This window comes from Achromobacter spanius, from assembly GCF_002812705.1.
Classification (GTDB): domain Bacteria; phylum Pseudomonadota; class Gammaproteobacteria; order Burkholderiales; family Burkholderiaceae_B; genus Achromobacter; species Achromobacter spanius.
The window spans coordinates 679,701-703,217 of the sequence record NZ_CP025030.1; the positions used below are offsets into that span (position 1 = coordinate 679,701).

A 23,517-nucleotide genomic window follows, 5' to 3' on the forward strand; every position below is an offset into this window, starting at 1 on the left:
GCGCAATCATTGCACTTCGACCGTTGAATCGCCATCGAACTTTTGGGCTTGATGGCGAGAAATGGCCGGGAAAGGCGACACCTGCGGGTAAATCCTGGGGGGTCACGTTGCGGCCGAGCGACATTCAGGCAAAAAAATGGCCCCTCGATAGGGGCCTGTGCGCGCCTTGGCGCGGCTATCGAAAAGCCCGCTTGCGCGGGCTTTTGAATTACATCGGGGTCACGCGCGTCGGGCCTGCGCCGCTGATCACCTGCACGCGCTGGCCCACGCTGATGGGCAAGTCTGCTTCTTGCGCCACGACGCGGGTTTCGCCGTTGTCCAGGCGCACCGTGATTTCGTAGCCGGAATTCTTGCCGACCCGGTTTTCCACGGCGTTACCGGCCAGGGCACCCAGGATAGCGCCGCCCACGGTGGCGATGGTACGGCCCGTGCCGCCGCCGACAGCGTTGCCGGCCACGCCGCCCAGCGCACCGCCGGCCAACATGCCGACACCGCTGGACTTGTCATTCTGGATCACGATGGGGCGCACGCCCGTGACGGTGCCCGTGCGAACGATCTGCTCGCGCTGGGCTTGGTCGTAGCTATAAACCCCGCTGGATGCGCTGGGATTCGCGCAGCCGCCCAAGACTGCCATCGACGTCACGACGGCCGCAACGGCCAGCCACCGGCCAGTACGCGGCGTTACCAGGGAAAGAGATTTGCTTTGGTTCATTTGGACTCCTCGATCGGGCACTGCCGACGACGTTGATCATACCGCGCCCGCCATCTTGGCCAGGCTCGGCTGCAACACACTGAAACTCACGGCCAAAGCCAGAAAACACCTGCTGAAAGCGGTGGCGATAGCGCCACCGCATCAGACGTTTGGACGACCGTTCGACCGTGCAGCCGCGAGGCAGTTCCCGCGCAGTCCAGGGTTCACGCCGGCAAATGGATGCCGTAGGTGGCGTGCAGCACCGCGTCGATATCAGCGCGCGACGGCGCGTGGTTCTGCGGCCCGCGCGAAGCAATCTTGAGGGCGCCCATGACGTTGCCCAGGCGGCAGCTGTCTTCCCAGTTCCAGCCGCTGGTCAAGCCGTAGAGCAGGCCGCCGCGCTGCGCGTCGCCGCAACCCGTGGGGTCGACGACCTGCGTCGCCTTCACGGGCGCGATGGAAATGGTCTTGCCGCCGGTCATCAGCGTGGCGCCTTCCGCGCCGCGCGTCACCACCACGGCTTGAAGCGTCTGGGCAATGTCGGCCATGCTGCGGCCGGTGCGCTGCTCAACGACGCCCGCTTCGTAATCATTCACGGTCAACGCCTGCGCCATCTTCAGCATGCGTTCGAGGTCGGCGCCGTCGAACAAGGGCATGGCCTGGCCCAGATCGAAAATGAAGGGGATGCCGCGCTGATGCAGGCGTTCGGCGTGGGCGAACATGCCTTCCTTGGCGTCCGGCGCCACGATGGCCCAGGCCGCGTCCGCGTCGCTCAGGTCGTTGTCCGCCGCGAACGACATGGCGCCCGGGTGGAACGCGGTGATCTGGTTGTCGTCCAGGTCGGTCGTGATGAAGCACTGCGCGGTGAACGTGCCGGGCACCACCTTGACGCGGGAGGTGTCGATGCCCAGGCCCGACAGGCGCTCCATGTATTCGCCGGCGTCTTCACCCACGGTGGCCACGGGCACCGGCTTGCCGCCCAGCAGATTCATGTTGTAGGCAATGTTGCCCGAGCAACCGCCATATTCCTTGCGCATGCTGGGCACCAGGAAAGACACGCTCAACGACTGGATGCGGTCGGCAAGAATGTGCTCTTTGAAGCGGCCTTCGAACACGGCGATCGTGTCGAACGCCATCGAACCGCAAACCAGGACGGGGGTTGCCATGCGTGTCATCCTTTAAGGAAAGAACTTATCAAGTTGGTAGCCATTGACTTGAACGCCAGTCACTTCAATGGGCACTGAAATTTTGAGCTCGCCCGCCGGGGCGAAGGGCCCGCGCAGTTGCTCGGGCGTCAGGTAGTCCTCGGGCTTGAGCACCTTGCGCACGACCACCGTGTCGGACAGATCCGTCAGGTCCAGCACCAGCGCGGGCCAATGCTGCGGCTTGTCGTAACGGTTGCGCAGCACCAGATTCAACACCAGCCGGCTGCGGCCGTCATCAATCGCGGCGGCACCCGTGGGCGGTTGCAGCGACGACGAAGAAATGGCGATGCGTTCCAGGCGGCGCGCATACCCCACGGTGCAGCCCAGCGGCTGGCACACGGTTTCCAGCACCGGGCGCAAGGCGGGCGCGGAATTGGCGATGTCGGTGCGGTAGACGTAAAGCAGTTGCAGGCCCAGGGCGATCAGACCCAGCAGGCAGGCATAGCCCCAGATCTTGCGCATCAGGCCCCGGCGTTCGCTGCGGTCCTGATCCAGGAACTCGGGCGGCGCGCGGCCGACGTCGGTGGCGCTGGAATAGCGGGTGCGCGCCTCGCCCAGCACGGGCTCGCGGTCGTCGTCCAGGTCGCGGTCGTCGCCGAGGTCGTCGTGGCGGTCACGATCGTCGTCATCATCGGGCGCGTCGCGGTCGTCCCACTTGATGATCGGTTCGTTGTCGCGCGACGCGATGATGGGCTTTTGGTAGCCGGAATCGGTGCGGAAGTTGTCGGTACGGCCGGTATCGACGCGGCCATGCGGCGCTTCACGCACCTCGTCTTCCAGGTCGTGATCGTCGTAGGGCTCGTCTTCCGGCAACGTGTCTTCGGGCTGCACGGGGCGGCGTATCGCATCACGCCCCCGCAGGACCGCCGGCGGGATCGCGGGCGTGGCCACGGGCGAAATCACGGGTTCGGCACGCACGGTTGGCGCAACGGGAGTGAAGGGCGCGACGGGAGCGGGCGGCGGCGCGGCGGGCGCAATGGGCGCGGACCGTGGCGCGGCGGGTTCGTCTTCCCAGGGTGGGGTCTGGCGCGGCTCGGCTGACGGGCGCGCCAGCGTCGGCGCCAGGACCGGCGCGGCAGCGGCGGCGGCAGACGACGCCACGGGCGGCACGGGCGGCACCGGCGGCGCGGATGGCGGCAGCGATCCGGCCTCGGGCAGCAGGCAGGCTCGGCCGTCAAAGACGGTCGAGCAGGCGCCGCAGCGCACCAGGCCATTGCGAACGCGGAGCTGGTCAGGCACCACCTTGAACGTGGTGCCGCACTGCGGGCAGCGGGTGGTCAGAGCCATGTGATGCAATCCTGCCTATCTGGCCACTCAGGCCTTCTGGCCGTGCAGGCATACCCAGCCGTCGCGGGCGCGCCAGACCGACATGGCGAGCCAGGGCGCGTAAGCCGCGGCCACTTCCTCGGCCTGACGCTCCAGCACGCCGGACAGCACCAGGTGGCCGCCAGCGGCAACGCGGCCCGCCAACATCGGCGCCAACACCTTCAACGGATTGGACAGGATGTTGGCAACCACCACCTGGAAGGTGCCGTCGGCCAGCGCATCGGGCAGCATGGCTTGCAGTTCGACGCGGTTGACCTCGGCGTTGTAGGCCGTGCTTTGCACCGCCTGCGCGTCGATGTCCACGGCCAGCGTCGGACCGGCGCCCAGCTTGCGCGCGGCAATGGCCAGAATGCCCGAGCCGCAGCCGTAGTCCAGCACCGTGGCGCCCGTGGGCAATTCGGCTTCCAGCCAGGCCAGGCAAAGATGCGTCGTGGGATGGCTGCCGGTACCGAAGGCCAGGCCCGGGTCCAGTTCGATATGGATGGCGCCGTCTTCGGCGGCGGCCGGGTCCAGGCCCGGCACATCGGGATTGTCGCGGTGCCAACTGGGCACGATCCACAGGCGTTCAGCAATGTGGATGGGCCCAAACTGCGATTGCGTCAGGCGCACCCAGTCGGCGTCCGGCACGTCGCGCAGCGTCCAGCCGGCAAACAGCGCCGGGTCCAGCTCGCCGGCCGAGGCGGCCTCTTCCATGATCTGCGTGGGGTCGGCGCCATCGGGCAGCAAGGCAACGACGCGGTTGCGGTCCCAGGCTTGGATGTCGGGCTCGGTGCCGGGTTCGCCGAACAAGGGGCGTTCGTCATCGGTGCCAAAGTCGGCGTCTTCCACGGATACCGACAGCACGCCCGCTTCCAGCAACGCATCCGACAGGGCTTCGGCCTGCGCCTCCAGGCAATGGAGCACGAGTTCACGCATGATTATTCTTCCATCTGGCCATCGGGCCACGGCTCGCGCCGCGGCCCGATAGACCATAAACGTAAAAAGGGGCCGTGAGGCCCCGGGGGTAGTTGGTCAGGGGCGCTGAGCCAACTTGTTTTCCAGATAGTGGATGCTGGTGCCGCCTTCGATGAAGCGGGCGTCTTGCAGCAATTCACGATGCAGCGGGATGTTGGTGGAAATGCCTTCCACCACCATTTCCGACAGCGCAATGCGCATGCGGGCCAAAGCCTGATCGCGCGTGTCGCCATACGTGATGACCTTGGCGATCATCGAATCGTAGTTGGGCGGCACAAAATAGCTGTTGTAGGCATGCGAGTCGATACGCACGCCAGGACCGCCCGGCGTGTGCCAGTTGGTGATGCGGCCGGGGCTGGGCACAAAGCGGAAAGGATCTTCCGCGTTGATGCGGCATTCGATCGCATGGCCCTTGAACGTGATGTCGCGCTGGCGCAGCGTGAACTTTTCGCCCGCGGCGATCAGGATCTGCTGCTGCACGAGGTCAATGCCCGTGATCAGTTCGGTGACCGGGTGTTCGACCTGGATGCGGGTGTTCATTTCAATGAAATAGAACTCGCCGTTTTCAAACAGGAATTCGAACGTGCCCGCGCCACGGTAGCCCATCTTGCGGCAAGCGTCGGCGCAACGGTCGCCGATGCGCTCGATGGCGCGGCGGGCGATGCCGGGTGCCGGCGCTTCTTCAATGACTTTCTGGTGGCGGCGCTGCATGGAGCAGTCGCGTTCGCCCAGCCAGACGGCGTTGCGGCCGCCATCGGCCAGCACCTGGATTTCCACATGGCGAGGGTTCTCAAGGAACTTCTCCATATAGACTTCCGGGTTGTTGAACGCGGCGCCCGCTTCCGAGCGCGTCATGGTGACGGCGTTCAAGAGCGCGGCCTCGGTGTACACCACGCGCATGCCACGGCCACCGCCGCCGCCTGCAGCCTTGATGATGACCGGATAACCGACTTCGCGCGCAATGCGGATGATTTCCTGCGGATCTTCGGGCAACGCGCCCTCGGAACCCGGCACCACCGGCACGCCCGCTTCGATCATGGCGCGCTTGGCGCTGACCTTGTCGCCCATCAGGCGAATGGTGTCGGGACGCGGGCCGATGAAGACGAAGCCACTCTTTTCGACGCGATCGGCGAAGTCGGCATTTTCGGACAAGAACCCGTAACCCGGGTGGATTGCCTCGGAATCCGTCACTTCGGCGGCCGAAATGATGGCCGGCATGTTCAGGTAGCTGTCACGCGACGGCGCGGGCCCGATGCACACGGATTCATCGGCCAGGCGCACGTACTTGGCCTCGCGGTCAGCCTCGGAGTGCACGACCACGGTTTTAATGCCCAGCTCACGGCAAGCGCGCTGAATGCGCAGGGCGATTTCGCCCCGATTGGCGATCAGGATTTTTTCGAACATTTTCAGCTATCAGCCAATGACGAACAGGGGTTGACCGTACTCGACGGGCTCACCATTTTCGACCAGGATTTCTTTGATGACGCCGGACTTGTCGGCTTCGATTTCATTGAGCAGCTTCATGGCTTCAATGATGCACAGCGGGTCGCCTTCCTTAACGGTGGCGCCCACGTCGATGAACGGGGCGGCGCCCGGGTTCGGCGAACGGTAGAACGTGCCGACCATCGGCGCCTTCACGACATGGCCCTGGATGACCGGGGCGGCTTCGGCGGCCGGCGCGGCAGGCGCGGCGGCCTGGGCGACGGGTGCGGCGTGCGCGCCGGCTTCAGGCTGGTGGTAAGCCACCGGCTGCAAGGTTTGCGAGAACTTGACGATGCGTACCTTGCCTTCGCCTTCGGTGATTTCCAGCTCGGCGATACCCGATTCAGCCACCAGGTCGATCAGGGTTTTGAGTTTTCGAAGGTCCATAGAAGCTGCTTCCCGAGATAGTGTCGGCGGCGTCCCAGCGTGGGGTCCGCGCCGTGTATAAGATGTAAAAGCCGTGAGTTTGGTGCGAGATCAGTGCCGCACTGCGTAACGCAGAGCCGCCTCGTAGCCGTCCGCGCCCAGGCCGGTGATAAGGCCTATCGCCAAGTCGGACAGATAAGAGTGATGCCTGAAGGGCTCTCGCTTATACAGATTGGACAAATGTACTTCAATAAATGGGATCGCGACCCCAGCCAGCGCATCGCGAATCGCGACGCTGGTGTGCGTATAAGCCGCCGCGTTGATGATGATGAAGTCCGTGCCGTCTTGCCGGGCCGCCTGAATGCGGTCGACCAACGCACCTTCGTGATTGCCTTGCCAAGCAGTCAGCTTGGCGCCCAATTCCCCTGCAAGCAGCTCCAGGCGCTCATTGATCTGGGGCAGCGTCAAACTGCCGTAGATATGAGGTTCCCGGGTGCCAAGCAGGTTCAGATTCGGGCCATGCAATACCAGTATGTTTTGCGCCATGCGCTTGCCAATGAGTGGATTGCCAACGGTGGAATTGCTGGCAAAACAGCCGATAAACCAGCTTTTTACGCCAATTCCTACTATTTGTCCAACAGACTTATGCCTTCAAACCCGACAGGGTTTTGTTCAGGTCGTCTGGTTGGATTTCGCCCAGTATTTTCCGGTTAATTCCGCCATCAGCATTGAACACGATGGTAAAAGGCAAGCCGCCGCTGGGGTTTCCCAGCTTGCGCAAGGTGTCGATGGCGCCTGCCCCGATAACCCACAGCGGGTAGGAAACTTGCACTTTCTCGACAAATTTTTGCATGTTGGCGGCGGAATCGACGCCGATGCCGACAAAGCGCACATGCGGGTATTTTTTCTGCAATGCATCGAGTTCGGGCATTTCGCGCACGCAGGGCGCGCACCATGTTGCCCAGAAATTGACCACCATCGGCTGGCCTTTCCAGTTGGCCAGCGACTGCGTCGCGCCGTTCAGGTCGGGCAACTGCAACTGCATGAGTCCGGCGACGGGGTCGCTGGCGTCGGCCGGTGCCGAAGACGTGCGGGACTTTTGCCCCAGCAAGGTGTAGGCGCCCGCGACCGTGGCGGCCACTGCCACGCCGGCGGATAGAAGTAGGCGTCGATTCATGGCGCGATCATAACCGCTGCCGCTGTTTTACGCGTTGTTGCGGCGTGGCCAGGTGGGCCGGTGCCCGACGCGGAGCTCCCCGCTCGGCGCGCCCAACCAGGCGTCCCGGCTCGGTGCCCCACTCTCCGCTATATATACAATGCCGGACAGGAGAGTTTTCAATGCACCTGCACATTCTAGGCATCTGCGGTACGTTCATGGGCGGCTTGGCGCTGATTGCGCGGGCCGCCGGCCACAAGGTCACGGGTTGCGATGCGGGCGTGTACCCGCCCATGAGCACCCAGTTATCCGAACAAGGCATCGAGCTGATCGAGGGCTTTGGCCCCGAACAGATGGCGCTTGCGCCCGACCTGTACGTGATTGGCAACGTGGTCAGCCGCGGCAACCCGCTGATGGAAGCCATTCTGGAGTCCGGCGCGCGCTACGTGTCCGGCCCGCAATGGCTGGGCGACAACATCCTCCCGGGCGCGCACGTGCTGGCAGTGGCGGGCACGCATGGCAAGACCACCACCAGCTCGATGCTGGCCTGGATACTGGAAGCCGCGGGCCTGGCGCCCAACTTCCTGATCGGCGGCGTGGCGGCGGACCTGCACGTGTCGGCCCGCTACGACCCCGCGCGCCGTCCCTTCGTGATCGAGGCGGACGAATACGACACGGCCTTCTTCGACAAGCGCTCGAAGTTTGTCCATTACCGCCCGCGCACCGCCATCTTGAACAACCTGGAATACGACCACGCCGACATCTTCCCCGATCTGGCGGCCATCGAAACGCAATTCCACCACCTGGTGCGCACCATCCCCGCGTCCGGTCGCATCGTGCGCCCCACCCGATGCGACGCGTTGGACCGCGTGATTGCGCGCGGATGCTGGTCTGAAGCCGTCACGTTCGGCCCCGATGGCGCCTGGCAAGCATCGCCGCCCGATGACGATGGCGCGTTCACCGTGTTGCGCCACGGCGTTGAAGCCGGCACCGTGCGCTGGAACCTGAGCGGCGAACATAACCGCATGAACGCCCTGGCCGCGCTGGCCGCCGCCGAACACGCTGGGGTTTCGGCCGCCGACGGCATCGCCGCCCTGACCCGCTTTGCCGGCGTGAAGCGCCGCATGGAATTGCGCGGCACGGTCAACGGCGTCAAGGTGTTCGACGATTTCGCGCATCACCCCACCGCCATCGCCACCACCCTGGAAGGGCTGCGCCGGCAGGTCGGATCGGCCCGCATCCTGGCCGTGCTGGAACCGCGCTCCAACACGATGAAGTTGGGCACCATGGCCGCCCGCCTGCCCGATGCCCTGGCCGACGCCGACCTGGTGTTCTGCTTCGGCGCCCACAACGGCAAGCACGCCCTGGGCTGGAACCCGGCGGACGTCCTGGCGCCGCTGGGAGACCGGGCTTCCAGTTACGATGACATCGACGCGCTGGTCGCGGCCGTGATCGCCGCCGCCCGCCCCGGCGATCAGGTGCTGGTCATGAGCAACGGCGGCTTTGGCGGCGTCCACGGCAAGCTGCTGGATGCGCTGCGCGCACGCGGCTGACCCCCCACTCTTGGACGAGCACGAAATGATCCTCTACCTGCACGGTTTTCGTTCCTCGCCAAGCTCCACCAAGGCCCGGCAGATGGCCGACGCCATGGCCCAGCGCGGGCTGGCCGCGCTATGGGCCTGCCCGCAGCTTCCCGCCAGCCCCCGGCAAGCCATTGCGCTGTGCATGGACATTGCCCAGCGCCAATTGCAGGGCGCTGACAGCCCCCGCGCGCTGACCGTGATCGGCTCATCGCTGGGCGGCTTCTACGCCACCTGGCTGGCCGAGCAACTGGGTTGCAAGGCCGTGCTGTTGAACCCCGCCGTCGAGGCGGCGCGCGACCTGGCCACCCAGGTTGGCGAGCACCACATGTATCATTCCAACGCGCCGTTCGTCTTTCTGCCCGAATATGTGGACGAATTGGCGGCCATCCACGTCCCTCGCATCACCCAGCCCGACCGGTACTTCCTGCTGGCGGCAACTGGCGACGAGGTGCTGGATTGGCGCGAAATGCGCGATCGCTACCTGGGTTGCCAACAGCGTATCGTCGAAGGCAGCGACCACGGTTTGTCCGATTTTGAACGTTGGATGCCCGAGGTGCTTGAATTCGCCCTTGGCGGCAAGCAGGTTCGCCCTCAATAATCAGTACCAGGCATCAACACTCTATCTATATAGCTGCGCAAGGCGGCGCGTGCGCGTCGCCCAGGAAGATCCCCACCATGTATGTGTTTTACGAAGATGACGGCAGCTTCAAGGCCGGCAACATCCTGTCCGAAACCGACGCCAGCCTGCAGGTGGAGTCGGAATCGGGCAAGCGCAGCAAAATCAAGCGCGCCAACACCCTGTTCAATTTCGCGTCGCCCGAACCGGCGGCGCTGATGAGCCAGGCCGCCGCGGCCGCCGATGAGCTGGACCTGCAATTCCTTTGGGAATGCGCCCCCCAGGAAGAATTCGACACGCCGGCGCTTGCCGCCGACTACTTCGGCCATGCCCCCACGCCCGTGGAGCACGCCGCGCTGCTGATGCGTCTGCACAGCGCGCCCGCGTACTTCCACCGCCGTGGCAAGGGCCGCTACCGCCCTGCCCCGCCGGACATCCTGGCCGCCGCGCTGGCCGCACTGGAAAAGAAGCAGCGCCAGGCCGAGCAGCAACAGGAATGGGTCGATGAGATGGCCGCGGGCCGCTTGCCCGAGCCCATTGCGCAGGTTGCCGAAACTCTGTTGATCCGTCCGGACAAGAATTCGCAGCAATGGAAGGCGCTGGACGCCGCCTGCGCCAAGCTGGGCAAAAGCCCCGACCGCCTGCTGCTGGAACTGGGCGCGTGGCCGCATGCGCTGGCGCTGCACAAGCGTCGCTTCCTGGCGGTTAACTTCCCGCGCGGGCTGGAATTCCCCGAGCTGGAACTGCCGCCCATTGACCGCGAACTGCCGCTGTCGGACGCCGAGATCTATTCGGTGGACGACGTCACCACCACCGAGATCGACGACGCGCTGTCTGTCACCACGCTGCCCGACGGTCGCCTGCGGGTGGGCATACACGTGGCCGCCCCCGGCCTGTCGGTCACCCGCGACAGCGAATTCGACAAGCTGGCGCGCGCGCGCCTGTCCACCGTCTACATGCCGGGCGACAAGATCCCGATGCAGCCCGACAACGTCATCAAGGCGTTCTCGCTGGACGCGGGCCGCGAAGTGCCCGTGCTGTCGCTGTACGTGGTGGCCGACCCTGAAACGGGCGAGATCATCGAATCGGACACGCGCCTGGAGCGCGTGGTGGTGCGCGAAAACCTGCGCCACAACATGCTGGACGCGCAGGTCACCGAGGCCAGCCTGGCTGACCCGTCGGTCGATATTCCTTACGGCCACTGGCTGCGCCCGCTGTGGAAGCTGGCCCAGGCGCTGTCGGCGCAACGCGAAAACGTGCGCGGCAAGCCCGAAAACAATTCCCGCGTGGAATACAGCTTCTATCTGGACGGCAACCCCGACGATCCGGACACGCCGGTGCGCCTGGTTCCGCGCCAGCGCAACGCGCCGCTGGACCGCATGGTGGCCGAATACATGATCCTGGCCAACAACCTGTGGGGCGGCCTGCTGCACCAACACGGCGTGCCGGGCATCTACCGTTCGCAACAGGCCGGCCGCGTGCGCATGAGCACGCAGGCGCTGCCGCACGAAGCGATCGGCGTGCCGCAATATGCATGGAGCACGTCGCCGCTGCGCCGCTATGTGGACCTGGTCAACCAATGGCAGTTGATTGCCGCGGTGGAACACGGCGTGTCGGCGCGCCTGGTGGCCCCGTTCAAGCCGCGCGACGCGGACCTGTTCGCCATCATCGGCGCCTTCGACGCGCAGTACGCTGCGTGGGCTGAATTCCAAAGCGCCATGGAGCGCTACTGGTGCCTGCGCTGGCTCAAGCAGCACGGCGTGACCCGCACCGTAGCGCACGTGCTGCGCGACGACCTGGTCCGCTTCGCCAACGCGCCGCTGGTGACCCGCGTGGGCGGCATGCCAGAACTGGAACGCGGCACCGCCGTCGAAATCGACATCCTCGGCATGGACGAACTCGGCCTGGAGCTAGACTGCCGCTACGTAGGCGAACTCCCCCCCACTAGCCCGTAGGATGGGTGAAGCGCGCAAGGGCCAACACAAGAACGCCACCGCCCAACGCGCGCAACCCATCAAGCACCCGTAACCAGCCCAACGCCCCACAAAAGAACCCACACCAAAACAAAAGAACAAAAACAAAAACAACGGAGACAAAACATGCGCATTCTGCTGGTCGAGGACAACCTCGATCTGGGCGATACCGTGGAAAGCAAGTTGCGGTCCGCCGGCCATAGCGTTCAATGGGTGCGCGACGGCGTAGCCGCCTTGCGCTGGGGGCTGGACGAGACCTGGGACGCGCTGGTGCTGGACATCAACCTGCCTGGCAAGGACGGGTTCCTGGTCATCCGGGAACTGCGCGCCGCCGGGGTCGACGCCCCCGTGCTGGTCATGACCGCGCGCGCGGAAATCGAAGACAAGATCGACATGCTGGACCTGGGCGCCGACGACTACCTGGTCAAGCCCTTCGACCTGCGCGAACTCGAAGCCCGGCTGCGTGCGCTCATGCGGCGGCCCGCCGGGCAGACCAGCAGCACTACGTCCTACGGCAATCTGAGCCTGGACCTGGCCGGGCGCAGCGTCACGCTTGCCGGCGCGCCGCTGGAACTGGGCCGGCGCGAATTCCGCTTGCTGGAGATCCTGCTGGGCCGCATTGGCCAGACCGTGGCCAAGGAACGGCTGATGAACCAACTGTTCGACCTGGACGATGGCTCGCTCAACGCGCTGGAACTGTTGATTTCGCGGTTGCGCAAGAAGCTGGCGGGCGCGTCGATCGACATCGTTACCGTGCGCGGCGTTGGCTATCAGGTCCGCAGCCATGAGCATTCCTGAAAGCGCCTCGATCCGGCGCCGCGTCTTCACGCTGGGCGCCGCGCTATTGGCCTGCGCGCTGATCGGCCTGGTGTTTTTCTTGCGGGGCTATGCGCATCGCGCGGCGGAACAGGCGTTCGACCGCTTGCTGGCCGCGTCGGCGTTGACGATCGCGGGCTCGGTGCAGATCGACGACGAAGGCGTGACGGTGGAGCCGCCCGTGTCGTCACTGGCCATGCTGTCCAGCGGCGAGCGCGTGTTCTACGAAGCCCGCACCTCTAACGGCCGGCTGATCACCGGTTACGGCGACCTGGCCCCCAACCTGCCGCTGGCCCTGGCGGCCACGCCGGTATTCGCCTATGTGACCTATCACAACGAACCCGTGCGCGTGGCCACCGTGGGGCGCCTGGTGTCGGCCAGCCAGCACGCAGGTTGGGTCACGGTGCGGGTGGCGGAAACGCTGGGCTCGCGCGACGCCCTGGCCGATGAAATCCTGGGGCGCGGCGTGCTGCCGCTGCTGATCATGTCCTTGGTGGCGCTGGGCCTGCTGTGGTTCGGCGTGCAACGCGCGTTTGCCCCGCTGGCCGTGCTGGAACGCGAACTGCGCACGCGCGCGCCCGAAGACCTGACCCCCGTCACCACGCCGGTGCCGCGCGAAGTGCGGCGGCTGGTCGAAGCGCTTAACGCCTTCATGCAACGCCTGTCCGTCATCATGGATACCTTGCACACGCTGGTGGCCGACGCCACGCATCAAGTGCGCACGCCGCTGGCGTCGCTGCGCGCGCAGGCCGAAGTGGCGCTGGACGAAACCGACCCCAAGCGGCTGCGCGAACGCATCACGCGCATTCACCTGAACGCCACGCACGCCAGCCAGCTGATCAACCAACTGCTGATGGACGCCACCATCACGCACCGGCTGGGCAAAGGCCCACCCGGGCCGGTGGGCGTGGCGGAAACCATCAACGAAACGCGCCGCCGCATCGGGCCGCTTGAAGCCCGGCGCCTGCGCATCGACATCGCCCCCGAGGTGCGACGCGCGCGTGTGTCAGGCGACCGCGTGGCGCTGCGCGAAATGCTGCGCAACCTGGTTGATAACGCCCTGCGCTATGCGCCGGATGGCACGGTGGACATCCAGGCCACACCGGTCGCGGGGTTCCGCGTGGCGTTGACGGTGTCCGACCGAGGGCCGGGCATTTCCGACGACGAGAAAGAAGCCGTGCAGCAGCGCTTCACCCGGGGCCGCGCGGGCGAATCGCAACCGGGTTCCGGCTTGGGGCTGGCCATTGTGCGGTCGGTGGCAACGGCGCATGGCGGTTCGCTCTGGCTGCAAGACCGGCCGGGCGGCGGGCTGTCGGCCCGCGTCATCCTGCCGCTGCTGCCCCAACCCGCCGGCCGTGGCCTGATGACCTGGCTGGGCGCCGCGTGCACCGCCTTGCTGTTGCTGGCCGGCGCGCCCGACCACGCGCAGGCGGCGGAGCTGCATGAAATCGTCACCCGCTACCCCGCGCCGCAGCCCACGTCGCGCACGCTGGTGATCGCTGGCCCAACCGACACGCCGGTCGTCGCGCCGCTGATCCAGGGGTTTCAGTCGCAGCGGCCCGACGTCACCGTCGTGTATCGCGAAATCAGCAGCCGTGATCTGTACGAAGCCACCATCGACGGACGCCTGACGCAGGTGGACGTGCTGATGAGTTCGGCGTCCGACCTGCAAATCCGCTTGGCCAACGATGGTTACGCGCAAAGCTACGCTTCGCCCTACGCTGCCAAGCTGCCTTCCTGGGCGGTCTGGCGCCACGAGGTCTACGGCTTCACGTTTGAACCCGCGGTGATCGTCTACAACCCCAAGCGCTTTAGCGAAGCCACGGTGCCGCGCTCGCGCCAGGACATCCTGCGCCTGTTGGAACGCGAGCAGGCCAGCCTGCAAGGCCGCGTGGGCACCTACGACATCGCCACCAGCAGCGTGGGTTACCTGCTGGCCGAACAGGACGAACTGGTGTCATCCAACTTCTGGGGTCTGGCCAACGCGATGGGCCAGGTGGGCGTGCGCCTGTCGCCTACCAGCGCCCAGATCCTGGATGCCATCGAGCACGATGAACTGGATCTGGCCTACAACATCCTGGGTTCGTACGCGCTGTCGCGCGAGGCTACGGGCAGCAAGATCGGCGTGGTCTTTCCACAGGACTACGTGCTGGTGCTGGCGCGCTCGGTGTTGATATCGCGGCGCGCGCCCAGCCCTGACCTGGCGCGCGCGCTGGTGGATTGGCTGCTGTCGCCTGCCGGCCAACAGGTGGCGTCCAGCCACGCCGCGCTGGGGTCCATCATGGAAGACACGCCCGGGCGCTGGACGTCCGAGGCCGTGCTGGCACGCTCGCAAGGCATTGTGCAGCCCGTGGTGCTGAGCCCCGCGCTGCTGGTGGGCCTGGACCAACGACGGCATTCCCGCTTCGTGCAGAACTGGGTGCGCCTGGTGACCGATACGCCCAAGCGGCCGGGGGATTACCCCTAGCCGCCGACCGCCGCCCTGACAGGACGGTGACAGACGCCGCCTCCTAAGATGGCCGCAGGCGGGACCCAGATCCCGCTGTAGACCAATTCCAATCGGAGACGAACTCATGCTTGCCAAGTCCCAACTGGCGGCCGCCTGCGCCGCTGCATTCGCCATCGCCACCGGCAGCGCCTTCGCGCAGGCCGCGCCGGCGGGTTACCCGGCCGACTATCAAAAAATCCTGGACGGCGCCAAGAAGGAAGGCAAGGTCGTCATCTATTCGACCACCGACACCAAGGCCGCCGGCCCCATCATCAAGGGCTTCGAAGCGCTGTATCCGGGCGTCAAGGTCGAATACAACGACATGAACAGCACCGAGCTCTACAACCGCTACATCAGCGAACAGGCGGCGGGTGGCAGCAGCGGCGACGTGGTCTGGAGTTCGTCCATGGATTCCGCCTTGAAGCTGGCCAGCGACTACGCGCTGCAGTACAAGTCGCCCGAAGCCGGCAAGCTGCCTGCCTGGGCGGTGTGGAAGGATTCGGCCTACGGCACGACCTACGAGCCGGCCGTGTTCATATACAACAAGCGCCTGATCGCCGCCAACGAAGTGCCGACCACGCACGGCGCCCTGGCCAAGCTGATTGCCAGCCAGCCGGACAAGTTCAAGAACAAGGTCACCACCTACGACATTGAAAAATCGGCCGTGGGCTTCATGCTGGCCGTGCAGGACAAGGCCAACGACCCCAAGTATTTCGACACGCTGAAAGACATCGCCAAGGGCGGCCTGGTGGTGCAGTCGTCCACGGGCACGATGATGGAGCGCGTGTCGTCGGGCGAGAACCTGATCGGCTACAACATCCTGGGCTCCTACGCCGAAACGCGCGCCAAGGCCGACCCGTCGCTGGGTGTGGCCTACCCCACCGACTACGCGCTGGTGCTGTCGCGCGTGGCGTTCATCAGCAAGAAGGCCAAGCATCGCAACGCCGCCAAGCTGTGGATGGACTACCTGCTGTCGCAAAAGGGCCAGGAAATCATGGCCAATCAGGCTGACCTGGCGTCGGTGCGCGACGACATCGACGGCGACAACGATGTGGACGGCATGACCAAGAAGCTGGGCGCCTCGCTCAAGCCGATTCCGGTCAACGAAACGCTGCTGGACTACCTGGAACAGACCAAGCGTCTGCAGTTCATCAAGGACTGGCGCGCCGCGGCCGGCAAGTAAAGGCCGCGCGGTTCCGGGGCGCGGCGCAATCGCCGCGCCCCTTCCATAACAGGATCTCCCCATGCAGTCATTGCGCAGAAAATGGCAGTCCCTGCCGCGCGGCGTGGTGGTGTTGATCACGGCATTGGCCATCTACGTGCCGCTGTCGTTCATCATCATCCAGAGTTTTCTATCCGCGCCTTTCTTTGCCCCGTCCAAGGTCTTCAGCCTGGATGCGTTCCGCTTCATCTTCGCGGACCCCGATTTCTACAAGGCGCTGAAAAGCGGCTTCATCCTGGCCTTCGGGCTGGCCATCATCGCCATCCCGCTGGGCGGCATGCTGGCCTTCCTGATGATCCGCACCGACCTGCCCGGCCGCCGCTGGATCGAGCCGCTGATCCTGGTGCCGGTGTTCGTGTCGCCCATGGTGCTGGGCTTTGGCTATGTCGTGGCCGCCGGCCCCGTGGGCTTCTTCTCGATCTGGGCGCAGAACATCCTGGGCTTCGTGCCATGGAACGTCTATTCGCTGACCAGCATCGTCATCATCGCCGGCCTGACGCACGTGCCGCACGCCTATCTGTACATCTCGTCGGCGCTGCGCAGCATGGGGTCCGACGTGGAAGAGGCCGCCCGCGTGACGGGCGCATCGCCGCTGCGCGTGATGGTGTCGGTCAGCCTGCCGATGGTGCGCCCGGCCATGCTGTATGCCACCGTGCTGCTGTTCTTCCTGGGCCTGGAAGTGTTCGGCCTGGTGCTGGTGCTGGGCGACCCGGAAGGCAACCTGGTGCTGGCCACCTACCTGTACAAGCTGACCAACAAGCTGGGCATTCCGTCGTATCACCTGATGGCGGCCGTGGCAGTGGTCCTGATCTGCATGACGATCCCGCTGGTGATGCTGCAACGCCGCCTGATGCGCACGGCAAACCGCTTTGTCACCGTCAAGGGCAAGGCCTCGCGCGCGCGTCCGCTGCCGCTGGGCAAGTGGCGCTGGTTGGCGGGCGCCGTGGTGGCGTTCTGGCTGCTGGTCACCATCGTGGTGCCGCTCATGGGCGTGCTGCTGCGCGCCTTCGTGTCCAACTGGGGCATGGGCGTGTCGCTCTTTGACGTGCTGTCGCTGGAAGCGTTTCGCACGGTCTTCGCGCAGCCCAACCTGATCCGCGCCATTGTGAACTCGGTGGCCATCGGGGTGTTTGGCGGCGCGCTGGCGGTGATGTGCTACATGTTCGTGGGCCTCGCCATGCACCGCAAGCCCGACAACGTGACGCGCTTCATGGACTACAGCGTGCTGGTGCCGCGCGCCGTGCCGGGCCTGCTGGCCGGCCTGGCCTTCCTGTGGGTGTTCCTGTTTGTGCCGATGTGGCTGGACAACGCGCTGGACGTGGACCAGAACGGCTGGCTGTCCGCGCTGCCGTTCGCCGAATGGCTGCGCGAGCACTTCATCGAATGGCTGCGCGCCATGCGCAGCACCATCTTCAGCGTGTGGCTGGCCTACACCGTGGTGTGGATGGCCTACGGGCTGCGCCTGATCTCATCCACGCTGCTGCAAGTGGGGCCGGAACTGGAAGAAGCCGCCCGCAGCGCCGGCGCGCGCCGGGGCCAGGTCACGCGCCACGTCACGGTGCCGCTGGCCAAGTACGGCCTGATCGGCTCGTGGCTGCTGATGTTCCTGATCTTCGAGCGCGAATACTCCACCGGCGTCTACCTGCTGTCGCCCGGCACGGAAACCATCGGCTCCATGCTGGTGTCGCTGTGGGCCTCGGGCGCCATCGACATCGTGGCCGCGCTTTCCTTCATCAATATCGTTCTGGTCGTGATCGGCCTGGGCATCGCCCTGCGATTCGGAGTCAAACTTCATGATTGAGCTTTCTGTAGAAGACCTGCACCTGGACTACGGCGACAACCCGGTGCTGAAGGGCGTGTCGATGCAACTGCGCCAGGGCGAAGTGGTGTCGCTGCTGGGACCGTCGGGCAGCGGCAAGACGACGCTGCTGCGCGCGGTGGCCGGGCTGGAAGGCCCAAAGCGTGGCCGCATCACCATCGGCGAGCGCGTCGTCTATGACGGCGGCGCCCGCAAAGAGATTCCGGCCGAAGAGCGCAACCTGGGACTGGTGTTTCAGTCTTATGCGCTGTGGCCGCACAAGACCGTGTTTGAAAACGTGGCCTACCCGCTGAAGCTGCGCAAGGTGCCCTCGGCCGAGGTACGCGACCGGGTGCAGGCCGTGCTGGACCAACTGGGCCTGGGCAAGCTGGGCCAGCGCCATCCGCATGCGCTGTCCGGCGGCCAGCAACAGCGCGTGGCCATTGGCCGGGCGCTGGTGTACAGCCCGCCCGTCATCCTGCTGGACGAGCCGCTGTCGAACCTGGACGCCAAGTTGCGCGAAGAAGCCCGCGCCTTTCTGCGCGAACTGATCATGCGCCTGGGGCTCTCGGCCCTGATGGTGACGCATGACCAGAGCGAAGCCATGGCGATATCCGACCGCATCCTGCTGCTGAACAACGGCAAGATCGAACAGCAGGGCACGCCGCAGGAAATGTATGGCTCGCCGTCCACGCTGTTCACGGCGGAATTCATGGGCAGCAACAACCGGCTGGAAGGCAAGGTGATCGAACTGCGCGACGGCCGCGCCCGTATCGAAGGCCATGGCTGGGCGCTGTGGGGCAAGGCGGGCGAAGGGGTGGCCGCCGGCCAGGACGGCACCGCCGTGATCCGGGTCGAACAGGTGCGCCTGGCCGACGACCCGGACGGCAACCATCTCGACATGCCGCTCTTGACCAGCATGTATCTGGGTGACCGCTGGGAATACCTGTTCCGCACGCCGGACGCGGATTCTCTGAACACGCTGGCCCTGCGCGCCTACGGTCCCGAAGGTCGCGATCCCGGCCCCAGCCGCCTGGCGCTGCCCGCGGACAAGGTCTGGGTTTTCCCACGTAAAAGCGCCTGATCTCCCTGGCCTGTGGCGGGGCAGGCGCCCCGCCACGACAGGCGGCATGCCGTCCAAAAGCTGTTACACAGCGGTCGGCCGGCATGGCCGGGCGACGCGGACTCGCCTTACAATGCGACCGTGCAACGCCCTGACTCCTCCTCCCCGCTAGGCCGTTATCTGCGGTGGCTGGGCGCTCCCGCCCAGCACTACCTGCGTATCGGCATTGCAATATCGCTGTTGGTGCACGCCGGCGCCCTGGCGTGGCGCTTCGGCGCGCCCGCGCTGACGCGCCCGCCCGTGACCAGCCTGGAAGTGGTGCTGTTGAACGCGCGCAGCGAAACGCCGCCTGAGGCGCCGCGAGCCCAGGCCCAGAACCAGATGAGCGGCGGCGGCAACGCCGAACACGGCATGACCACCACGCCGCTGCCCCAGACGGGCGATTCCGCCGAAACCATCGTGCTGGAGGCCATGCGCAAACGCCAGGTGCAACTGGAAGCCGAACAGACCCGCCTGATGACCCAGTTGCGGTCTGCGGACAAGGCGGGCGCCGAACGACAGGCCGTGAACCCGTGGCCGGATGGCGCCGACCTGGGGCAAGACGCCGAAGACCAGGCCAGCGTCATCCAGAATGCGCAAGTCGCCGCCCTGGCCGAACGGGTCCAGCAATACAGCAACGAACCCCGCAAGCAATTCGTAGCGCCCTCGGCCGAGGCCTCGCGCTACGCCGCGTATCTGGACGCCTGGCGCGCCCGCATCGAGGCCATCGGCACCCAGCACTATCCCGACGAGGCGCGGGGACGCATCTATGGGTCGTTGCGCATCACCGTGTCGGTGCGTGCCGACGGCAGCATCGCCGATGTCGAAATCGACCAGCCTTCCCCGCACGCCGTGCTGAACCAGGCCGCCCGCCGCATTGTCCAGTTGGCCGCGCCCTTCCCTCCCTTCCCGCCCGATATTGCCCGCGATACGGACGTGCTGGTCATCACCCGCACCTGGCACTTCGTCAACGACACCCTGGAAACAAAAGCCCCATGACCGAGGCGTCCCCTCTTGCCCGCTACGCCGTCATCGGCAACCCCATTGCGCACAGCCGCTCGCCCCAGATCCACGCCCTGTTTTCCCAGCAAACCGGCAAGCCGCTCAGTTATGAGCGGCTGCTGGCGCCTGTTGATGGCTTTGCCGAGGCCGTAGCCGGGTTCGTGGCCGAGGGCGGGCTGGGTCTGAATGTGACGGTGCCGTTCAAGCTGGACGCCTACGCGCTGGCGGCGGGCAATCTATCCACACGCGCGCGGCTGGCCGGCGCGGTCAATACCTTGTCCTGGCGCGATGGCGCCTGGCACGGCTGCAATACCGACGGCGTGGGCCTGGTGTCCGACCTGCTGCGCCTGGGCGTGCACCTGTCTGATGCCGCCGTGCTGCTGGTGGGCGCGGGCGGCGCGGCCCGAGGCGTGCTGCAACCGCTGGCGCAAGCCGGCTGCGCGCGCATCCATATCGTCAACCGCACCGCGGCCAAGGCGCTGGAACTGGCCGACGCCTGGCGCGCCAGCGGCGTGTCGCCGCAAACCCAGGTCACGGCGGGCGGCCTTGCCGACGCCGCGCGGCCTGGGGGCTGGAACGTGGTCATCAACGCCACGGCCAGCGGCTTGCAGGATGCCGCGCCCGCATTGCCCGGCGGGCTGTACGCCGGTGGCGCGGCGGCCTACGACATGATGTATGGCGCCAAGCCCACCGCCTTCATGAAACAGGCCGAGGCCGACGGCGCCGCACTGACGGCCGACGGCCTGGGCATGCTGGTGGGCCAGGCCGCCGAGAGCTTTTTCATCTGGCACGGGGTGCGCCCCGACCCGGCGCCCGTGCTGGCCGCGCTGCGCGAGGCCCTGGCGGCCGGGCACTAAGCGGCATGGCGACGCGCAAACAAGGCCGATCCTGGTTCCGGATCACCACCGGCGTGCTGATGGCGCTGGTGTGCGCGGTGCTGCTGTACCAATTCTGGCTGTTCTCGCAGGTGGTCTGGTACAACTACCGCGACCCCGGCAGCAGCGCCATCATGCGCGAAGAACGCTCACGCCTGCGCGAAGGCAACCCCGCCTTCCAGCTGAAATATGAGTGGGTCCCCTACGACAAGATCAGCCGCAATCTCAAGCGCGCGGTGGTGGCCTCCGAAGACTCTCGGTTCACCGAACACGACGGCATCGAATGGGACGCCATCCGCAAGGCCTGGGAATACAACCAGCGCCAGGAAGAGGCCGGCCGCAGCAAGATGCGCGGCGGCTCCACCATCACGCAGCAACTGGCCAAGAACCTGTTCCTGTCCAGTTCGCGCAGTTACATCCGCAAGGGCCAGGAACTGGTGCTGACCTACATGATCGAACACGTCATGAGCAAGGAACGCATTCTTGAGCTGTATCTGAACGTGGCGGAATGGGGCGTGGGCGTATTCGGCGCGCAGGCGGCCGCGCAGCACTATTTCAATACCTCGGCCGCCAACCTCAGCGCCAGCCAGTCGGCGCGGCTGGCGGCCATGCTGCCCAACCCCCGTTTCTACGACACCCGCCGCAATTCCAACTACCTGAACTCCCGCGTGGGCGTCCTGACCCGCCGCATGCGGATGGTTGACATCCCCTGACACGCAAAAGCACGCGCCGCCGTCCGGTCATCCCCACCCTGGACGGCGGGATTTGTTAAGCTTTCACGTTTAGCGCTCCCCCATCATTTTCATGCGTACCGCACGTCGCTACCTGGCCCGCGAGATCTATCGCTCTTGTGCAGTGGTCCTTATGGCCCTGCTGGGTCTTTTCACGTTCTTCGCGCTGGTGGACGACCTGGACAACGTGGGCGACAAGTTCTCCATGATGGCCCTGCTCTACATGCAGGCGCTGGCCATTCCCACCCGCTTGTATGACCTGCTGCCCATCGGGCTGCTGATCGGCGCGATCCTTGCGCTGGCCGGCCTGGCCCAGCGCAACGAGCTCGTCATCCTGCGCGTGTCGGGCGTCAGCGGCATGCGCCTGTTGCGCATGCTGTGGGTGGTGACCATTCCGCTGATGATCGGCGCGGCCTTGTTGTCCGAATACGTCACGCCCTGGGCCGAGATCAAAAGCGGTGAGGCCAACCTGATGTTTCGCGGCAAGGCCGGCGGCGACCGATTAAAGAGCGGCTACTGGTTCAAGGAACCCACCGCCAACGGCGGCATGCGCATCATCAACATCGCCGAACTCAAGGGCGACGGCCAGGTGGCCGGCATCACCCTGTACGAATTCAAGAAAGACCAGACGCTGACCGCGCTGTCCACCGCGCCCACCGGCTTGTTCGCCCACGGCGACCTGGTGCTCAAGGACGTGTCGGAAACGCGCCTGGATGACGACGCGGCCGATGCCCTGGCCGACGCCCGCCAGCCCAAGAACCCGCCCGCCTCGGTGGTGAAGCTGCCCGAGCGCACGGTGGACACGACCCTTAGCGCCGAACGACTGCTGGCCCGCGTGCTGACGCCCGAGCGCATGTCCATCGTTACCCTGTTGGACTATGTGGAGTATTTGCGCGACAACCAACTGCAATATGGTCGACAGGTGGTCGCCCTGTGGCGCAAACTGGCGTATCCCTTCACCCTGCTTGTGATGATCACGATTGCCGCCCCCATCGGCCTGATGCAGACGCGCCGCGGCGGCGTGGGCGCGAAGGTGTTCATCGGCATCTTGCTGGGCGTGGGCTTCTTCATGCTGAACCAGTTGGCGCTGAACGTGGGCATGCTGGGCAAATGGCCGCCCTGGTTCACCGCCCTGGGTCCGAACCTGGGCGCCATGGCGCTGGCGCTGGGCGCCATGAGCTATATGGAATACCGCCACACGATTACCCGCATCGTTCAACAACGTTGGCCCTGGAGCAAGAGTCCCGCATGAACGGCAGTATCTGGATGATCGGCGACGTGCAGGGATGCTGCTCGCCGCTGGATCGCTTGCTGGCCCACCCCGACCTGGTCGGAGATCCCCGCTCGCGCTTCTGGTTCGCGGGCGACCTGGTCAACCGTGGTCCGCAGTCGCTGGATACCCTGCGTCGCATCATCGACCTGGGCGACCGCGCGACCTCGGTGCTGGGCAACCATGACCTGCACCTTCTGGCCGCCGCCGCCGGGGTGCGCAAGCCGTCAAAGTCGGACACGCTGGACGAAATCCTGCGCGCGCCGGACGCCACCGCCCTGATCAACTGGCTACGTTTTCGCCCCCTGGCCCACTTCGAACAGGGTCACCTGCTGGTGCATGCGGGCACCTTGGCGAAGTGGGATGTCGCCAAGACGCTGGCCCTGGCGGGCGAAGTGCAGGACGCCTTGCGTGGCCCGAATTGGCAGAAGGCGCTGCAAAAGATGTACGGCAACGAGCCGGCCACGTGGAAAGAAGACCACAAGGGCGGCAAACGGATGCGGGTCATCATCAACGCGCTGACACGCATCCGCCTGTGCACGCCGAACGGCCACATGGAGTTCGCCACCAAGGTCGCCCCCGGCGCCTGGCCCCCGGGCCTGGTGCCCTGGTTCGACGTCCCCAACCGCGCCACGCGCGACATCACGACGGTGTTCGGCCATTGGTCCACGCTGGGCTTGCTGCAGCGACCCGACGTCATCTGCCTGGACACCGGCTGCGTCTGGGGCGGCTCCTTGACCGCGCTACGCTTGCAGGATCGCAAGCTGGTGCAGGTAAAGTGTTCGCAGTTCCAGGACCCGTTGTCGGAATAAGCGTTCACGCAACGTCGCAGATGGGTTACGTGCGGCAAGCACCGCATTT

The 23,517-nt window shown here is 65.7% G+C and carries 21 protein-coding genes; 13 read left to right on the forward strand and 8 right to left on the reverse strand.

Translation table 11 applies throughout. The annotated features are described in order from the left end of the window. Window positions 1-208: 208 nt before the first annotated feature. From CVS48_RS03160 to CVS48_RS03195, 8 genes are all read right to left on the reverse strand, one after another. Window positions 209-712 (reverse strand): outer membrane lipoprotein, encoded by a 504-nt coding sequence (locus CVS48_RS03160; RefSeq protein WP_050447100.1) that lies wholly within the window; start codon window positions 710-712, stop codon window positions 209-211. 203 nt (window positions 713-915) lie between these two features. Then, window positions 916-1,857, reverse strand: coding sequence for a carbohydrate kinase family protein (locus CVS48_RS03165; RefSeq protein WP_100853220.1), 942 nt, complete (start codon window positions 1,855-1,857; stop codon window positions 916-918). A gap of 12 nt (window positions 1,858-1,869) precedes the next feature. After that, on the reverse strand, window positions 1,870-3,183 hold the full coding sequence (locus CVS48_RS03170; protein WP_100853221.1) for a DUF3426 domain-containing protein: 1,314 nt from the start codon (window positions 3,181-3,183) through the stop codon (window positions 1,870-1,872). A gap of 27 nt (window positions 3,184-3,210) precedes the next feature. After that, a complete protein-coding gene (gene prmA / locus CVS48_RS03175; RefSeq protein ID WP_100853222.1) occupies window positions 3,211-4,137 on the reverse strand; it encodes a 50S ribosomal protein L11 methyltransferase in 927 nt (308 codons plus the stop codon). A gap of 96 nt (window positions 4,138-4,233) precedes the next feature. Then, window positions 4,234-5,580, reverse strand: a complete 1,347-nt coding sequence (accC, locus tag CVS48_RS03180) for an acetyl-CoA carboxylase biotin carboxylase subunit (RefSeq protein ID WP_050447096.1) — start codon at window positions 5,578-5,580, stop codon at window positions 4,234-4,236. Window positions 5,581-5,589: 9 nt separating this feature from the next. Next, window positions 5,590-6,045 carry an acetyl-CoA carboxylase biotin carboxyl carrier protein gene (gene accB / locus CVS48_RS03185; protein WP_100853223.1) on the reverse strand — a complete coding sequence of 152 codons (456 nt, stop codon included), beginning with the start codon at window positions 6,043-6,045 and terminating at the stop codon, window positions 5,590-5,592. A 90-nt stretch (window positions 6,046-6,135) separates the two neighbouring features. After that, window positions 6,136-6,570 (reverse strand): type II 3-dehydroquinate dehydratase, encoded by a 435-nt coding sequence (aroQ, locus tag CVS48_RS03190; protein ID WP_006217272.1) that lies wholly within the window; start codon window positions 6,568-6,570, stop codon window positions 6,136-6,138. A 97-nt stretch (window positions 6,571-6,667) separates the two neighbouring features. After that, entirely contained in the window at window positions 6,668-7,201 is a 534-nt protein-coding gene (locus CVS48_RS03195) for a TlpA family protein disulfide reductase (protein ID WP_100853224.1), read from the reverse strand. A 161-nt stretch (window positions 7,202-7,362) separates the two neighbouring features. On the opposite strand from CVS48_RS03195, the gene mpl reads away from it, so the two are divergent. From mpl to CVS48_RS03260, 13 genes are all read left to right on the forward strand, one after another. Further along, entirely contained in the window at window positions 7,363-8,733 is a 1,371-nt protein-coding gene (mpl, locus tag CVS48_RS03200; RefSeq protein ID WP_100853225.1) for a UDP-N-acetylmuramate:L-alanyl-gamma-D-glutamyl-meso-diaminopimelate ligase, read from the forward strand. A 25-nt stretch (window positions 8,734-8,758) separates the two neighbouring features. Further along, window positions 8,759-9,361, forward strand: a complete 603-nt coding sequence (locus CVS48_RS03205) for a YqiA/YcfP family alpha/beta fold hydrolase (RefSeq protein ID WP_050447091.1) — start codon at window positions 8,759-8,761, stop codon at window positions 9,359-9,361. A 77-nt stretch (window positions 9,362-9,438) separates the two neighbouring features. Further along, a complete protein-coding gene (locus tag CVS48_RS03210; RefSeq protein ID WP_100853226.1) occupies window positions 9,439-11,334 on the forward strand; it encodes a ribonuclease catalytic domain-containing protein in 1,896 nt (631 codons plus the stop codon). 144 nt (window positions 11,335-11,478) lie between these two features. Continuing rightward, the gene (locus tag CVS48_RS03215) at window positions 11,479-12,150 is read left to right on the forward strand and encodes a response regulator transcription factor (protein WP_100853227.1); all 672 of its coding nucleotides are present in this window, start codon (window positions 11,479-11,481) and stop codon (window positions 12,148-12,150) included. Continuing rightward, on the forward strand, window positions 12,137-14,635 hold the full coding sequence (locus CVS48_RS03220) for a sensor histidine kinase (protein ID WP_100853228.1): 2,499 nt from the start codon (window positions 12,137-12,139) through the stop codon (window positions 14,633-14,635). Before CVS48_RS03215 ends, CVS48_RS03220 begins: the two co-directional genes overlap by 14 nt. A gap of 106 nt (window positions 14,636-14,741) precedes the next feature. Further along, a complete protein-coding gene (locus tag CVS48_RS03225) occupies window positions 14,742-15,839 on the forward strand; it encodes an ABC transporter substrate-binding protein (RefSeq protein WP_100853229.1) in 1,098 nt (365 codons plus the stop codon). A gap of 61 nt (window positions 15,840-15,900) precedes the next feature. Then, window positions 15,901-17,679, forward strand: a complete 1,779-nt coding sequence (locus CVS48_RS03230) for an ABC transporter permease (protein WP_100853230.1) — start codon at window positions 15,901-15,903, stop codon at window positions 17,677-17,679. Beyond that, on the forward strand, window positions 17,672-18,760 hold the full coding sequence (locus tag CVS48_RS03235) for an ABC transporter ATP-binding protein (protein ID WP_100853231.1): 1,089 nt from the start codon (window positions 17,672-17,674) through the stop codon (window positions 18,758-18,760). The genes CVS48_RS03230 and CVS48_RS03235 overlap by 8 nt, the downstream gene beginning before the upstream one ends. Window positions 18,761-18,880: 120 nt before the next feature. Further along, on the forward strand, window positions 18,881-19,777 hold the full coding sequence (locus CVS48_RS03240) for a TonB family protein (protein WP_100853232.1): 897 nt from the start codon (window positions 18,881-18,883) through the stop codon (window positions 19,775-19,777). Further along, window positions 19,774-20,637, forward strand: coding sequence for a shikimate dehydrogenase (aroE, locus tag CVS48_RS03245; protein WP_100853233.1), 864 nt, complete (start codon window positions 19,774-19,776; stop codon window positions 20,635-20,637). Before CVS48_RS03240 ends, aroE begins: the two co-directional genes overlap by 4 nt. Window positions 20,638-20,642: 5 nt before the next feature. After that, window positions 20,643-21,368, forward strand: a complete 726-nt coding sequence (gene mtgA / locus CVS48_RS03250) for a monofunctional biosynthetic peptidoglycan transglycosylase (protein ID WP_100853234.1) — start codon at window positions 20,643-20,645, stop codon at window positions 21,366-21,368. A gap of 91 nt (window positions 21,369-21,459) precedes the next feature. Beyond that, window positions 21,460-22,638 carry an LPS export ABC transporter permease LptG gene (gene lptG, locus CVS48_RS03255; RefSeq protein ID WP_100853235.1) on the forward strand — a complete coding sequence of 393 codons (1,179 nt, stop codon included), beginning with the start codon at window positions 21,460-21,462 and terminating at the stop codon, window positions 22,636-22,638. Next, window positions 22,635-23,468, forward strand: coding sequence for a symmetrical bis(5'-nucleosyl)-tetraphosphatase (locus tag CVS48_RS03260; protein WP_100853236.1), 834 nt, complete (start codon window positions 22,635-22,637; stop codon window positions 23,466-23,468). The genes lptG and CVS48_RS03260 overlap by 4 nt, the downstream gene beginning before the upstream one ends. Window positions 23,469-23,517: the final 49 nt, after the last annotated feature.